Source organism: Prevotella conceptionensis 9403948, assembly GCF_000312305.1.
In the GTDB taxonomy this organism is placed as follows: Bacteria; Bacteroidota; Bacteroidia; order Bacteroidales; family Bacteroidaceae; genus Prevotella; species Prevotella conceptionensis.
The window spans coordinates 12,285-26,848 of sequence record NZ_HE999444.1; the positions used below are offsets into that span (position 1 = coordinate 12,285).

Sequence of the window (14,564 nt, forward strand, 5' to 3'; positions counted from 1 at the left end):
GGCTTAACGAAAACGTTGCTTTTTGGCTCATTGTAGCCGTTCGAAGTTTACCTTATTCATTTCTTCCACTCGTTTAATGGCGTCCTTATACATCTGCGTTGTGACGCCAATGCTCCGCGCATCTTGTTCGGAAATGTCGAGAACGTACTTCTTCTTGGTATAGTCGTATCTTATCATGCTGTTCAGCATGCGGTTCTTATCTGTTTGACTGTAGTAAATGTCGTTGCTATCTAGGGGCAAGTCGCCTGTGTTCTCACCGAAGTTTGGCCCTTTGGGATGGGGTTGTACAGTATCTTCGCTGCACGACAACACACCGAGAAGAAAGCTTAGGGCAAAGATGGTATATCTTGTTTTCATCTTTTTCTTGTTTAAGGATATTTAGATTTTATAGCTACATAGACGTTTTAAACGTGAAACTAACTGGGATGAATTGAATTACCTTTTTGCTGAAGTTGAGCAAAAGGAGTGTGTAAGTGTACGTCTGGTTATCGCTAGAGTGACTTTTTATATGCTCATATTCCTCTTCCGTCATGATGTCTCTAACAAGCGGGCCACCATCCTTAACAGCAATTTCCTTACGAACTTTTAGCGGACTGAGCACGATTGCCGTGAAGGGCGTCCACTCTAGCTCCTTATATTTGTCGGGCAAGTTGTCCTTATCTCTTAGAAACACTCTTGCCGTCTCGTATAAATCATTCTTTTTACCAACGCCATAAAGCTCTCCATGCGAGTCGATGTAGAAGGTTGAATAGTCGGTTTGGTATACTTCGTGCGGATAAATATTTACGTGTTGCAACGCAGTTTTGTTGCCTTGAACGTCGGCCACTTGCAAAAATACGGTAATGTCTTTGTCTAATGCTTGTGCCTGGATGGTTAAGCTGGACTTATCAGACGTGGACCAGCGGATGTTCTCGTCAGGGTACTTAATGCCCCATTTGAATCTGAGCACTTCGTTTAAAAGAGGCTGGTAGTTCTTATATTCGCTATCTATGCATTTGGCGATAACCTTGTACCCGCCCGTTTGGAGCGAAGACAATAGAATAAATCGTGGGATGCCCACAAGGATGGTTTGGCTATACTTTTGGTTTTTATAATTTGCAGTGAGCACTACCACGCCTCTGCCCTTCACCGTCAGTATGCCCGAGGCGTTGATTGATGCCACATCGGGATTGTTGCTGCTCCAAGTTACGTCGCCTTCTTGGGCAGACTGCAAGCTGTATTTTGCTCCTTCGTAGCCCACTTTTGGACCAATGATGACTGTTGCTTGCGTGGTTGATGCCAAGGGAGCTAAACTTTGTGCTTGATGTAACAAGTGCCTAACGCTTTCTGTGTCCGCAACTTTGTTTTCTGCTTTGGGTAGACGTGAGGCGTTGTCGTTGTGAACAGTCTGCCCAAAGGCCGAATCCGCCCAAAAGACACTTGCGAACATTAACGCAACTAATAATTGCGTTATGGTGTTTGGCTTAGGTATGTTATTGCATTTCATAACAAATTGATTCTAGATGTGTTCTTAATTTACTGTTTAGGTGGCTCCTTATCTACATGAAAGCAAAAGAAATTAAGATGCAGGGCACACGTTGCAATGTTACATATAATAATTGAAACGGCCAAATATTCAATAACTTTTTTACGTGAAGGCTATTTTACTTAGGCTCTATTAGTACAAGGATGCAACACATCTACATGCCGTTTGTGCGCCAGCCCATAAACAAAAAAGCAGGCACAAGGCCGGTTTCCCGGTTGCTTGTGCCTGCCTTTTTAAAAGTGTATTGTTGTGTGGAGTGGCCACAACGATGTGCTTGGCGCGCGTTGTTGGCCACTATTCCACGTTTATTGTCATTTAATTCCTGAACACCAGCTTGCCATCAAGGGCATCGATGAGGATGGGTTTGTCGCGACTAACCTCTTCGGCCAGTATTTTCTTGCTCAGATCGTTAAGCACATAGCGTTGGATGGCGCGCTTAACAGGACGTGCGCCAAACTCAGGGTCGTAGCCAAGGTCGGCTAAAAGACTGATGGCATCGTCGCTAACGTCTATCTTAAAGCCCTGCTCGGCAAGCATGCGGCCAACCGAACGCATCTGCAAGCGAACCACTTCGGCTATCTCTTGCTTGGTGAGCGGCAAGAACATGATGGTTTCGTCAATACGATTGAGGAACTCTGGACGTATGGTTTGTTTCAGCATGTCCATTACCTTTTGGCGCGTTTCGTCTAAAACCTCATCGCGATTGGCATCGCTGAGGTTGGCGCACTGTTGCTGGATGTACTGCGAACCAAGGTTAGACGTCATGATGATGATGGTGTTCTTGAAGTTCACCGTGCGCCCCTTGTTGTCGGTTAAGCGACCGTCGTCGAGCACTTGTAGCAGGATGTTGAACACATCGGGGTGCGCTTTCTCAATCTCGTCGAAAAGAACCACGCTGTAAGGCTTACGTCTTACGGCCTCGGTAAGCTGTCCGCCCTCGTCGTAACCCACATATCCAGGAGGTGCACCGATGAGCCTAGACACGCTAAACTTTTCTTGATACTCGCTCATGTCGATACGTGTCATCATCGATTCGTCGTTAAATAGGTATTCGGCCAAGGCCTTCGCCAACTCCGTTTTGCCCACACCCGTGGTGCCGAGGAAGATAAACGAGGCGATAGGTCGTTTGGGGTCTTGCAGCCCGGCACGACTTCTGCGCACGGCATCGCTAACAGCGGCGATGGCTTCATCCTGTGCAATAACGCGGCGATGCAGCTCTTCTTCGAGGTGCAACAGCTTTTCGCGCTCGCTTTGCAACATTCGCGTTACGGGAATACCCGTCCAACGGCTCACCACTTCGGCAATGTCGTCGGCCGTAACCTCTTCGCGAACCATGCCTTCTCCGCCTTGCGTGGCTTGCAGTTGCTGCTTAATGTTCTCGATGTCGTTGTCAAGCTCTTTCAGTTTGCCATACCTAATCTCGGCCACACGTTCGTAATTGCCCTCGCGTTCGGCCCTGTCGGCCTCGTGGTTCAGGCGTTCAATTTCCAGTTTGTCTTGCTGAATCTTGTTCACTAGTGCCCTTTCGCTTTCCCATTTGGCCCTGAACGCCTTCTCTTGTTCGCGCAGTTCGGCAATGTCTTTGTCCAATTGCGCCATCTTGGGCTCATCGTTCTCGCGCTTAATGGCCTCTCGTTCAATCTCCAACTGTTTAAGTCGGCGGGTTATTTCGTCCAATTCTTCGGGCACCGAGTCGCGTTCCATTCGCAATTTTGCTGCTGCCTCGTCCATCAGGTCGATGGCTTTGTCGGGCAAAAAGCGGTCGGAGATGTAGCGTTCAGACAGTTGTACGGCGGCGATACAAGCATCGTCCTGTATGCGCACCTTGTGATGGTTCTCGTAACGCTCCTTAATACCGCGCAAAATAGAAATGGCGCTAAGCTCATCGGGTTCGTTTACCATTACGGTTTGAAAGCGGCGTTCCAGTGCTTTGTCTTTTTCGAAGTACTTTTGATACTCGTTTAGCGTGGTGGCACCAATGGCCCTGAGTTCTCCACGGGCCAATGCGGGTTTCAAAATGTTGGCGGCGTCCATCGCTCCTTCGCCTCCGCCTGCCCCGACAAGCGTGTGAATTTCATCGATAAAGAGGATAATCTGCCCGTCGGCGTTGGTCACTTCCTTGATAACGCTTTTCAGTCGCTCTTCAAATTCGCCCTTATATTTGGCTCCTGCAACCAGTGCGCCCATGTCTAGCGAATACAATTGCTTGTCTTTCAGGTTCTCAGGCACGTCGCCACGCACGATGCGCTCGGCCAAACCTTCAACGATGGCGGTCTTTCCTGTACCTGGTTCGCCTATCAATATGGGGTTGTTCTTGGTGCGGCGCGAAAGAATTTGCAACACGCGACGTATCTCGTCGTCGCGCCCGATAACAGGGTCTAACTTGCCGTTACGGGCATCTTCCACCAAGTTCTTGGCGTATTTCTCCAACGATTGGTAGTTCTCGTCGCCCGATTGCGACTTCACCTGTTGCCCTTGCCGTAGGCCTTCGATGGCAGCACGCGCGTCTTTTTCGGTGCATCCCGCATCTTTCAAAATGCGAGCAGCCGATGAGTTGACGGCTAGCAAGGCGAGGAAGAGCGGCTCAACCGAGACAAACTCGTCGCCAAGGCTCTTCGATAAGTCTTCGGCCTTCAACAAAACGTTGTTGGCTTCGTTACTTAGATAGGGGTTTCCGCCCGCTACACGCGGGAGATGTTCTACTTCCGAGTTGGCCAACGTGCTTACCTGCATGGCGTTAACGCCAAGTTTCTGGAAGATGTAGTTGGTTACATCGGCAGCCTTTTCAAGCAAGGCCTTGAGCAGATGCACCGGTTCGATGCTCTGCTGGCCTGCCCGTTGCGCAATGTTCACGGCCTCCTGGACCGTTTCTTGCGCTTTGATTGTATACTTGTCGAAGTTCATTGTTTATATCTTATGTTGTTTATTGTCTGACTTATTATTCTAACGTATTATCTGACTTATTGTCTGTTGAACACTACTCAAATAGTGTGCCGTGACCGTTTTCTCTGTCAAATTGTCATCTTTGCGACTATTTTTTATGTAAAACATAATTTATTGTCGGAAAATTTGTCACATAGATTTGTTTTTCCTACCTTTGTCCCGACCGATAAAGCCATCGGCGAAGAAATCAACGTAAACAATCAACCAACGTTAAACCCTTTTAACTAAAAAAAGACATCAAACATGGCAAACAATGAACTTTTGATGAATGCCAACGAGGTGGTGGCGTTCTTGCAAAAACCCTCTTCCGAATTTACCAAGGAAGACATCGTGCGTTTTATCCAAGAAAACGAGATTAAGATGGTGAATTTCATGTATCCCGGGGGCGACGGCAAGCTCAAAACCCTCAATTTCATCATCAACAACTTGGCTTACCTCGACACAATACTCACTTGTGGCGAACGTGTAGACGGGTCCAGCCTATTTTCTTTCATCCAAGCAGGCAGCAGCGACCTCTATGTTCTGCCGCGTTTCTCGTCGGCTTTCGTCGATCCCTTCGCCGAAATTCCTACGCTTTGCATGCTTGCATCTTATTTCGACAAGGACGGCAATCCGCTAGAAAGCTCGCCCGAATACACCTTGGCCAAGGCTGCTAAGGCTTTCCGTGAGGTTACGGGCATGGAATTCCATGCTATGGGCGAACTGGAATATTACGTGATAACGCCCGACGAGGAGGTATTCCCCGCCGTCGACCAACGCGGTTACCACGAGTCGATGCCCTATGCTAAAACAAACGACTTCCGCACGCTTTGCATGTCGTACATCGCTAAGGCAGGCGGACAGATTAAATATGGACACTCTGAGGTGGGTAGTTTTAGCCAAGACGGACTGATTTACGAGCAAAACGAGATTGAGTTCTTGCCCGTGCCCGTAGAAAAAGCCGCTGATGAGCTGATGATTGCCAAGTGGATTATTCGCAACTTGGCCTATCAAATGGGTATGAACGTTACCTTCGCACCGAAAATTACCACGGGTAAGGCTGGTTCGGGCATGCACGTACACATGCGCATGATGAAAGATGGCAAGAGCGTGATGGTAGAAAACGGCAAGCTTAGCAACACGGCACGCACTGCTATCGCCGGATTGATGCAGCTTGCAGACAGCATCACCGCCTTTGGCAACAAGAACCCGATGGCTTACTTCCGCCTTGTTCCTCACCAAGAGGCACCCACCAACGTTTGTTGGGGCGACCGCAACCGCTCTGTTCTCGTGCGCGTGCCACTAGGTTGGGCCGCCGGCGTCGACATGATGCACAGGGCTAACCCACAGCAACCCGCCGAAACGCCCGACACTTCGATGAAACAAACCTTCGAAATGCGTTCGCCCGACGGCTCGGCCGACGTTTATCAACTTCTCGCTGGCTTGTGTGTTGGCTGCCGTTATGGCTTTGAATTGCCCAACGCACTCGAAATTGCAGAGCAAACTTACGTTGATGTGAACATACACGATGCTGCAAATGCCGATAAGTTGAGCCGTCTAGGACAATTGCCCGACAGCTGCGTTGCATCGGCCGATTGCCTGGAACGTCAACGCAAGGTGTACGAAGCTCATGGCGTATTCTCGCCCGCTATGATTGATGGCATCATCAAACAGTTGCGCGACTTTAACGACAGCAACCTGCGTAAGGAAGTGGAAAACCGCCCCGCCGAACTGAAAGAACTTGTTGAACGCTACTTCCATTGCGGATAAGACCGAGGTGGAATAGCTAATTAAACTATAAATGTGAGCCCAGAACAAGGGTGGGGTAGTGCGCCCTGCCCTTGAACTGGGCTTTTGTTGTTTAGGCTTATGCCATATACTTCACGCATATAACCCATGTATAAAAGAAAAATGCGTGCCCTAATTGATGGACGCGCGGCACGCCAACGTAGCTACTGGTGGGGCAAAGTACGCATCACTACGTACATCACGATGGTCATTTTGCAGCTGCTTATTGTTTTCTACGACTCTTTTTGGGGACTTCCGCAGGTTGGGCTTGCCGGATTGTTGTGGCAACTTATTGCTGTTTCCACGCCTGCAATGCTGTTTGTTTACGTAGTGTTGATTATTGTGGTAGGTGTTAAAATGAACCGAATATCCACCTACGAAGAACGGTATAAAAGCTCAAACTTTGAAGAAGAAGAGCGAAAATGGCGCCAAAATGCTGCTATACTTGGGCTGATGCTCGTAGTGCTAATGGCGATTGCCGTGTTTATTGCTGGCAGCATGGGTGTGTTTAATTACGTTAAGGACTTGAAATGCGGACCGAAAGTTACGAAAATGACCTTAAACGAGGTGTTGTATAAGCATCATGTGGTACGTTCAAAACGCCTCTATGCGTGGCTGTTTCCTCAAATTGGAGGCGGAGAATTTACTTTGCGTTTCGCTAGTTGTAATGAAAAAGACAAGTGGGGATTAACAAAATATTATTACTTTGATTTCTCGCAGTACGAAACAGATGCAGTTGATAGGGTGCTGCGTGGTGTTTTGGTGAAAGACAAGGCTTTTTCTGCCATGCAGTTTATGAAAGAAACCGACGCCAAGGGTTTGCGCGGGCGCGGTTTTAAAACTGGGGTAATCAATGGCGGAGTGCCCGCTCTGTATCTTGTTAGGTACTATCCGCACAGCCACATCTTTATCAATGCCACGCCTGTAAGGGTCGAACGGCAAGGCATGGGGTGCAAGTAACGAGCCTCTTGCCCAGGTCTGCCAGCAGTTTTGTGGCTTGGGCAATGCCTTTTTCAATAGGGTTTGTATGCCAAAGATACGTACCAGCGAGCCTTATGGCTCGTTTTGTTAAGATGACGTGAGGCATATCCCCATGTTTGGCGCGGATTTTGTAGCGAATTAATACGACATAACCATACATAAGATGAAAGAAATTAATTATAAGGAGATGAAATTTAATCCCTTCAACCTGTTGGGAAAGGAATGGATGTTGGTGTCTGCGGGTAATGAGCAGGACGGGTGCAACACGATGACCATTAGTTGGGGACACTTAGGTTGTCTGTGGGGACACAACGACCCCACGGCAGTTATCTATCTGCGCCCCTCGCGTTACACAAAGACGTATGTGGATAAGGAAAAGTATTTTTCGCTGTGCGTTATGGATAGCGACTTTAAAAAGCAAATGGCCTACCTGGGAAGTGTGTCGGGGCGCGATGAGGACAAGATAGCCAAGGCAGGACTTACCAAAGTGTTTGCCGACGAAACGGTATATTTTAAGGAGGCCAAGCTTGTGCTTATCTGTAAGAAACTGTATGCCGCTGAATTGCAGCAGAGTGGTTTCGTGTATCAGGAAACACTCGATGAGAGCTATCCTAAACGCGACCTCCACACGATGTACGTGGGAAAGATAGAGAAGGTGTTGGTGCGAGATGATGAATATATGGGCACGGATTCCCCCTTTAATGAGTAATCAGTATCTGACAAGATAGTACTTAAAAGCACCACCAAAAGTTGCTTTCTTAGAGCCAACCATAAATGTAAAATTGTTTTGGGATGCGAGTGATAACGTTTTTGGCCTTGTTAGCCATGTTGCTAATGCCCCTTTTTGTACATGGCCAGCAGGTGCAAGGGCCTTGTTATATAGTTGATGGTAAAACTTATGCCTTTGTTTCGTCAACCAACGAACCGGTCATAGAGAAAGAACTGAGCGAACACATCGCCCAAAACTTACCCATGATACTATATGATGGTACGTCTTTTCGGTTTGTTGTGTCTGCAACGATAGGCAAGCGGGGCCGACTTAAACGACTAAGTCTGGTAAACAAAAAGAGTTTTAAGGGCAACATGTGGGTTTGGAAAGACGTAAAAAAGATGCTGAATGCCGTTCAATTTAAACCTGCATCGTATGGTGGAAAGCCCATTAGCTATTCTTTCGTGTTTCAAATAAAGGTGGATTTCACCACTTAAAGGTAGGCGTTGATATTATCTGTCGAGCATTGGTCTGTGGAATCTATTCCACAGACCTGCTGTTTTTGAAAGCTGTTTGCCACAAAACTGCCATTGGCGATCGGCTTGCAGCGGCTTGTTCTCACACCATAAACCCCCTTGTACAAACACTACAAGATGCTTGCACACGTATTACAAGCCCCCTGTAGTGTGACTACAAAATGCTTTGTACACTACATTGTGCAACAAAACGGCAGCGTACAACCAGCATTCCAAAAGTTATTCTTTTTGGCCATGACTTGTTGAAAAGTTAACAAGTGGACTGGCTTATCAAACCCTTACCAATGGCTTAACTATCTCTATGCGCATGCCTAGCGCATTAATCATATTATAGAATTTGGCTGCACTGGGTATAATATCTCCACTCTCAACTCGCGAAATGTAGGATTTACTGGCGTGTATGCGCTTAGCCAATTCTGCTTGTGTTACTTTTGCCTCTTTTCGTGCGTCTAAGAGTAGCTGTCCTGTATAAAATGCGTATGCCTCTTCATCAAATTTTTCGCGTTCTGTTGTACCTGGTTTGCCAAACTCGCGCTCTATCTCTTTACTGATGCTCGTTATCATTTTTTCTTTTGTACTCATAGTAATCCTCCATTATTTTAATTGCTCTGTCTATTTCTGTTCTTGGCGTTTTCTGGGTTTTCTTTTGGAAACCATTGAACAATACAACAATTCGATTGTTGTCGAAAATAAAAAAGATGCGGTAGATGTTGCTCTCGTATTTAATTCTTAATTCATACAAACCTCTCAATAGGTGTTTGATGAATTTTGTCGGAAGTCTGTCCTCTCTTTCCAGTAGTGAGAGGACATAAAGCACCTTTCGCCGCTCTTAGTCGTGCAGTGTTGCCATAAGGTCTTTATAATAACTGCCAAAGGCAACGATTTCTCTTCTCATCGACATTGTCTTTAATACAACAAAGATACGGAAAAGTTTTGATATGTTGAAACTTCTATATTGAAGTTGTCTTGACTTTTAATGTTTCTATAAATTAAGAGGAGCTTGTTCTCTCTGCGATGTCAACACAAGATAAACACCTTTTTCACACACGAAGTACAGGACAAATCAACCTACCAACTCATCAACTTATCAACTCATCAACTCAAAAAAACAAAAAAGCACCGGCACCTCAACTCAAAAACTCAAAACATCTCCAACTCACCAGCTTTCCAACTCACCAACTTGAAAACTTAAATTGTTAGCTTTTATTTTACAATGTCGCTCTAATCTTCGCTCCGTTCTAGCGAAAATATAGGCCATAAAGTAGGAAAATAGCCCCTGTTTCTAGCCTTTCACACCTTCCAAGATGTTCAATTTTAAGAAAAAGACCCGCATTTTGTACCATTTAGCCTTTCTAGATTGGTTGAATGCTCGTAATTTTTTAAGCCCAATTACACGCTTTTATCCCCTAAAATCCCACTCTTTAACCACTATTTTGCCCTTTTCGGACATGTATTTAATGTCTCTAAAAGGTTTTGTTTATACAATTGCTGTGGATATTTATGCTTTTTGTCTTGCGTTTAGTGCCATTTTGCCTTGTGTTTTGCACCAAAACGCATTGCATTTAGCGGCAAAACGCACTGCATTTAGCACCAAAACGCACTGTATTTTGCACCAAAACGTAGTGCATTTAGCACCAAAATGCAGTGCGTTTAGCAGCAAATTGCCCAAAATCTGGTGCAAATGGCGGTCTTTTTAAATAAAAATTCATTTCATCGCATTCACAAGCTACCCCCGTTTTACATCAAAACAAACCTTCGCGAGAATCGATTATTTGCGACAAGATGAGCGATTGATGGACAAAAAGGGCACTCATAATGTTAATTTTATTGTTAAAAACTGGACAAAACAGTTATGCCGTAAACGCGTGCGAGTGGTCATCGGCTCCGAAAAGCTGTACGCTTGCGACAGCAAGGGGGAGCAGTTGCAAGGCATGCCACTTACATACTGCATGATGTAAACGCAGAAGTAATCTGCCATCGACAAGCGGTTTTCAACCCGTAGAGCGTGTTTGGAACAACTTTCGCCAGACTGCCTTCTGAAATATAACCACGCTTTGCCACAAACAAATGGGGCTGTGTTTCTGGCTTTTGTCGTATCTTTGTCCAGGTGCTTTGTACATGAACGGGGGGTTGTTTTGATTTTAAAGCACAAAGAAAACAGACTACACTCAATTGGTAGAAATATTAAAGGCCAAGACGACTTCATTGTTTTTTCCAGTTTCTTTTGGCATCCGCTAAAAGTTTGGGAACAGCAAATGTGTTGTTCATATTGCCGAATGGGGGAAATTTGTTTCATCTCGCCAAAAGCTAGCCCCTTCCCGTTCCTCACAAGTGTCTTTTTAGGGCGCAGCCAAAGTATAACAGCGCATAGACGTTTCGAAATCCACACAAGAACTTACGAGCTAAGGCATTCCATATTTTGAAGCATGCAGTTTACAATATATTGTGTTTCAGTTCTCTCATTTTAGCAGACAGCCGATCTGTGGATAGTCTGAAAGGGTGCTTGCTTTTCGAAAAAAAATCCGCAATGCCTGTTGATGGACATTGCGGATAGGGGATATTATTGTGCCGTTTTTGAAGTTGGCGGACAGCAACAATGGTTTATAGGTTTTACCTTGACGTATGATGATTAGGACAACCCATACGGGGAAGTCGGGCATTTGCTGAAAGTTGGGTTAGAGCAGTTGCTTTGCCGAAACAACAGTTACCTCCAACACACTTCTTATAAAGGGGTATTTCTTGTACATCATGTCATAATCGGCCCCTTGCGTAAGAAATCTTGCGGTTCCCTCAATACGAAAGCCTGTACCTTGATAGCCGTTGAATCCCTCCACATTACGTGTGCCCAGTGCCAATAGGATACGATTGTTCACTTCTATGTTAGCCTCGGTTTTCTTCATTCCTGCAGCGGGTATCAAAATCCTTTCGTCGTGGGTTACTACCAGATAACTATTCCATGTACAGGTGAGATGGGGTTCTGCGTTTCCCCAAGACACGATGGAGACAACGCCTTCGTTGCCTATAACTTCGAAAAACTTTTCTGTCAACATGTCTTATAAATATTTGTGGTGTTCAATATAATGCTTACAAAGGTATAGAAAATAAATGAATTCCCTCTTTAAGTACGTTTCAGAAAATAGCCTTCACCGTATTTTTAGAGCCTGCCCATGTATAAATCCCCGTTACTTGCTCAACCTAAACACGCGTGTGGCGTGCGGACGAACCTTTGTTGTAAAGCTACGCTTTACGGCAGAAAGCCTTTCGCCCGTCCATAAGTCCCGGCATTGATAGCGTTTGTCGGCATCGAGGGCGGGTATTTGGGTGAAGTGGAAAGTGGCTTCAAGCGGTTTGGACGACATGTTGGTAACGGAGAGGGCCACATCGCCATTCTCCAAATCCTTGGCAAACACCACAAGGCTGTCTGCATCTGATATGAAGTCGGCCTGTTGCCCCATTCGGTCTTGGTTAAGGGCGATAAGGTGGCGATTGGTAAGTATCTTCAAGTCTTCTTTTGTAATGGTGTTGGCACGTGGATCAAAGGATAATGCCATGGGCGACGACCACATGCACCACAGCGCAAACTGCGTGGCATACTCGTCTTGCGTCATGCCTGGCGTGCCAAAACATAAGTCGTTCGAGGATTTTCCTTTGCCATGCAGCCCCGTACAAAGCATGTCTGCATCGTTAAAGCGGTTTACGCCTACATATTGCGCGATGTTTTTCATGGCCTTGATGCTTTCTACCACGCCCGTTCCGCCCGGCTCGCAAGTCCACCTGTCACGCACATCCGCACTCACGCGCCAACAACTTCCGCCCGACTCTGCGCCCCAAAGCCACGGCTTTCTGTCGCCCCATTCGCAGATGTAGAGCGTAATGGGGCGTGCAACGGCTTTGAAAGCATCGCCCAAACGGCGGTAACGCACAATGGCAGTGTCTTGTTCGGGCGGCGCATTACAGTAGTCGCACTTCACAATATCCACGTTCCATTGGGCATATTGCTCGGCATCTATCCGCTCATAGCCATACGAACCAAATGCACCTGCACATGTTTTGTCGGCCGCATCGGTGTAAAGTCCAAACTTCATGCCCTTGCCGTGCACGTAATCAGCAACAGGTCGCAGGCTGTTAGGAAAGCGTTTGGGGTCGGGTAGCGGCTTTCCGTCGTCTGCACGCTTACGTGCTTGCCATAAGTCGTCCATCATGATGGTGTTCCAACCAGCCTCAAACAGTCCGTTTGCTTTGAACATGTCGGCCACGCTCTTAACAATAGCCTCGGAAACATCGCCTTCTACCGAGTTCCACGACAGCCATCCCATGAAAGGAAGGGGCATGGCCAACTTGTCAGACACGATAAGCTTGATTTGTTCTTCGCTTACCTGCCCGTTTATGCTAGAAGCAACGGTGTAGGTGTATGTGCCAGGTGCTTTTACCTTGCCTTCAACCAAGTTGCGGCGAGCGTTCCATTGCAGTCCGCTAGGTAATCCCTTCACCCCGATGATGGCATCGGCGTGTATTGATTTTATTTTCTGCATGAAACGCACATCGGGTTGCGAGAAAACGCTTTTGGCGCAACGCAAACCGTTGTCGGCAGCGGCCACGAGTGGCATGAGTAGCAAAAGAAGTGTGGAGATGAGGCTTTTCATATTTGCATATAAACTTAATATATGTGTGCAAAGATAGCTAAAAAGGACTGGATGGGCAAGCCTTTACAGGTCGTCTTCTATGGCTGTGCTTTTGGCGTATGCCGTGCTTTTGGCCTCGAAGAAGTCGGTTTTTACCATGTTGGCGTTGGCGTATTGAGAAACCCAGCGCATGTTTTCGGGCTCTTCGATGTTGTCCTCAAACAAATTGCCGAAACCCAGACTGCGCCAGCGCATGTTGCCAAGGTAGCGAATGTAGTCGTTTACCATCTGTGCGTTAAGCCCTTGCACCTCGTCGCCAATAACATATTGGCCCCATGCAATTTCTTGTCGCACTCCTTCGCGCATCATTTCTTCGTAAAGTTTCACCTTTTCAGGCGTGAAGTATTCGGGTTCTTCTTTCTTCATCTCGTGAATGATGTTGCGGAAGAGCCACAGGTGCGTGTTCTCGTCGCGGTTGATGTAGCGTATTTCTTGTGCCGAACCCGACATTTTGCCGTTGCGCGCCAAGTTGTAGAAGAACATAAAGCCGCTATAAAAGTAGATGCCTTCGAGAATATAGTTGGCCATGAGCGTCTTCATGAGCGATGCTTTGTCGTTGTTGGCGTAGAACTCGTTGTAGCAATCGCCGATGAAAGTGTTGCGGCGAAGTAGGTGTTCGTCGGTTTTCCACTGGTAGAGAATGTCGTTTCGCTCTTCGGGCGAGCAGATGGTGTCGAGCATGTAGCTGTAACTCTGACTGTGAACGCACTCTTGAAAGGCCTGGATGTGCAGGCAAAGGTTCACCTCGTTGGCCGTGATAAACTCGGTTAGCGAGGGCAAGTTGGCACTTTGCAGCGAGTCGAGAAACACCAAAAAGCTCAATATCTTGTCGTAAGCCTTGCGTTCGGCAGGCGGCAACAGCGGATAGTCTTTGGTGTCTTGGGTAAGATTAATCTCTTCTGGAATCCAAAAGTTGTTCATTGCTTGCCTATACCAGTCGCTAGCCCACGTGTAGCGCATGTTGTTAAAGTCGTTTAGATTGGTGGTATTGCCTCCAATCATGCGCCTTAGTCGCAAGTCGGTATCTCCTTGTGGGTTAAACAAGGCGTTCTTTTTTAGCTTATTGTCCATTTGTGCTGTGTTGAGTTTCGTTTGTGTATGTAGTGTTGTTGGTTACGATGCGCAGCTTTCGCATTCTTCCACTTCTAGCGATTTACTTCGTACGTAGTAGATGGTTTTCACCCCACTTTGCCATGCCAAGAGGTAAAGGTCGAGCAACTGTCGCATGGTGTAGTTGTTGGTGATGTAGAGATTAACGCTTTGCGCTTGGTCAATATGGCGTTGGCGTATGCCCGATGCGCGCATGCTCCATGCTTGATTGGTTTGGTATGCGCCCTTGTAGAGCCAGAAAGTGCGGTCGGATAGTGCCGGGGCCACACGTGGTAGCATGGCGCCTTTCTTCTCTTCCAAGAAGAAACGCT

Annotated in this window: 11 protein-coding genes and 2 pseudogenes; 4 read left to right on the top strand and 9 right to left on the bottom strand. The window is 46.8% G+C overall.

The window, feature by feature from the left end; translation table 11 throughout:
- Positions 1 to 27: 27 nt before the first annotated feature.
- From BN93_RS16245 to clpB, 3 genes are all read right to left on the bottom strand, one after another.
- Positions 28 to 357, bottom strand: coding sequence for a hypothetical protein (locus tag BN93_RS16245; protein ID WP_019186724.1), 330 nt, complete (start codon positions 355 to 357; stop codon positions 28 to 30).
- 34 nt (positions 358 to 391) lie between these two features.
- Positions 392 to 1,429: an Ig-like domain-containing protein gene (locus BN93_RS02220; RefSeq protein WP_019186725.1), complete on the bottom strand. Its 1,038-nt coding sequence runs from the start codon at positions 1,427 to 1,429 to the stop codon at positions 392 to 394.
- Between the two features lie 411 nt (positions 1,430 to 1,840).
- The gene (gene clpB, locus BN93_RS02225; RefSeq protein ID WP_019186727.1) at positions 1,841 to 4,429 is read right to left on the bottom strand and encodes an ATP-dependent chaperone ClpB; all 2,589 of its coding nucleotides are present in this window, start codon (positions 4,427 to 4,429) and stop codon (positions 1,841 to 1,843) included.
- Between the two features lie 282 nt (positions 4,430 to 4,711).
- Here clpB and BN93_RS02230 point away from each other — a divergent pair, with 282 nt between their 5' ends.
- The 4 genes from BN93_RS02230 (at position 4,712) to BN93_RS02245 (ending at position 8,422) form a co-directional block, all read left to right on the top strand.
- A complete protein-coding gene (locus tag BN93_RS02230) occupies positions 4,712 to 6,217 on the top strand; it encodes a glutamine synthetase family protein (RefSeq protein WP_019186728.1) in 1,506 nt (501 codons plus the stop codon).
- A gap of 126 nt (positions 6,218 to 6,343) precedes the next feature.
- Positions 6,344 to 7,195 (top strand): hypothetical protein, encoded by an 852-nt coding sequence (locus BN93_RS02235; RefSeq protein ID WP_019186729.1) that lies wholly within the window; start codon positions 6,344 to 6,346, stop codon positions 7,193 to 7,195.
- Between the two features lie 184 nt (positions 7,196 to 7,379).
- A complete protein-coding gene (locus BN93_RS02240; protein ID WP_019186730.1) occupies positions 7,380 to 7,925 on the top strand; it encodes a flavin reductase family protein in 546 nt (181 codons plus the stop codon).
- Positions 7,926 to 8,050: 125 nt separating this feature from the next.
- On the top strand, positions 8,051 to 8,422 hold the full coding sequence (locus BN93_RS02245) for a hypothetical protein (protein WP_157462630.1): 372 nt from the start codon (positions 8,051 to 8,053) through the stop codon (positions 8,420 to 8,422).
- Between the two features lie 309 nt (positions 8,423 to 8,731).
- Here BN93_RS02245 and BN93_RS02250 read toward each other — a convergent pair whose 3' ends face one another.
- The 6 genes and pseudogenes from BN93_RS02250 to BN93_RS02275 all read right to left on the bottom strand — a co-directional run.
- Positions 8,732 to 9,043, bottom strand: a complete 312-nt coding sequence (locus tag BN93_RS02250; protein WP_009230404.1) for a helix-turn-helix domain-containing protein — start codon at positions 9,041 to 9,043, stop codon at positions 8,732 to 8,734.
- Positions 9,006 to 9,356, bottom strand: a pseudogene (locus BN93_RS02255) (type II toxin-antitoxin system RelE/ParE family toxin). Before BN93_RS02255 ends, BN93_RS02250 begins: the two are co-directional and overlap by 38 nt.
- Before the next feature lie 1,780 nt (positions 9,357 to 11,136).
- The gene (locus BN93_RS02260; RefSeq protein WP_019186737.1) at positions 11,137 to 11,511 is read right to left on the bottom strand and encodes a pyridoxamine 5'-phosphate oxidase family protein; all 375 of its coding nucleotides are present in this window, start codon (positions 11,509 to 11,511) and stop codon (positions 11,137 to 11,139) included.
- 132 nt (positions 11,512 to 11,643) lie between these two features.
- Positions 11,644 to 13,104, bottom strand: coding sequence for a glycoside hydrolase family 27 protein (locus BN93_RS02265; RefSeq protein ID WP_019186738.1), 1,461 nt, complete (start codon positions 13,102 to 13,104; stop codon positions 11,644 to 11,646).
- A 63-nt stretch (positions 13,105 to 13,167) separates the two neighbouring features.
- On the bottom strand, positions 13,168 to 14,214 hold the full coding sequence (locus BN93_RS02270; RefSeq protein WP_019186739.1) for a ribonucleotide-diphosphate reductase subunit beta: 1,047 nt from the start codon (positions 14,212 to 14,214) through the stop codon (positions 13,168 to 13,170).
- A 42-nt stretch (positions 14,215 to 14,256) separates the two neighbouring features.
- Positions 14,257 to 14,564: pseudogene (locus BN93_RS02275) on the bottom strand (ribonucleoside-diphosphate reductase subunit alpha); the annotation flags it as partial.

Coding starts and splice junctions, on each gene's coding strand:
- BN93_RS02250 (WP_009230404.1), bottom strand. CDS start 9,043: ATGAGTACAAAAGAAAAAATGATAACGAGCATCAGTAAAGAGATAGAG.
- BN93_RS02245 (WP_157462630.1), top strand. CDS start 8,051: ATGCCCCTTTTTGTACATGGCCAGCAGGTGCAAGGGCCTTGTTATATA.
- BN93_RS02265 (WP_019186738.1), bottom strand. CDS start 13,104: ATGAAAAGCCTCATCTCCACACTTCTTTTGCTACTCATGCCACTCGTG.
- BN93_RS02240 (WP_019186730.1), top strand. CDS start 7,380: ATGAAAGAAATTAATTATAAGGAGATGAAATTTAATCCCTTCAACCTG.
- BN93_RS02235 (WP_019186729.1), top strand. CDS start 6,344: ATGTATAAAAGAAAAATGCGTGCCCTAATTGATGGACGCGCGGCACGC.
- BN93_RS02270 (WP_019186739.1), bottom strand. CDS start 14,214: ATGGACAATAAGCTAAAAAAGAACGCCTTGTTTAACCCACAAGGAGAT.
- BN93_RS02220 (WP_019186725.1), bottom strand. CDS start 1,429: ATGTTCGCAAGTGTCTTTTGGGCGGATTCGGCCTTTGGGCAGACTGTT.
- BN93_RS02260 (WP_019186737.1), bottom strand. CDS start 11,511: ATGTTGACAGAAAAGTTTTTCGAAGTTATAGGCAACGAAGGCGTTGTC.
- BN93_RS02230 (WP_019186728.1), top strand. CDS start 4,712: ATGGCAAACAATGAACTTTTGATGAATGCCAACGAGGTGGTGGCGTTC.
- BN93_RS16245 (WP_019186724.1), bottom strand. CDS start 357: ATGAAAACAAGATATACCATCTTTGCCCTAAGCTTTCTTCTCGGTGTG.
- clpB (WP_019186727.1), bottom strand. CDS start 4,429: ATGAACTTCGACAAGTATACAATCAAAGCGCAAGAAACGGTCCAGGAG.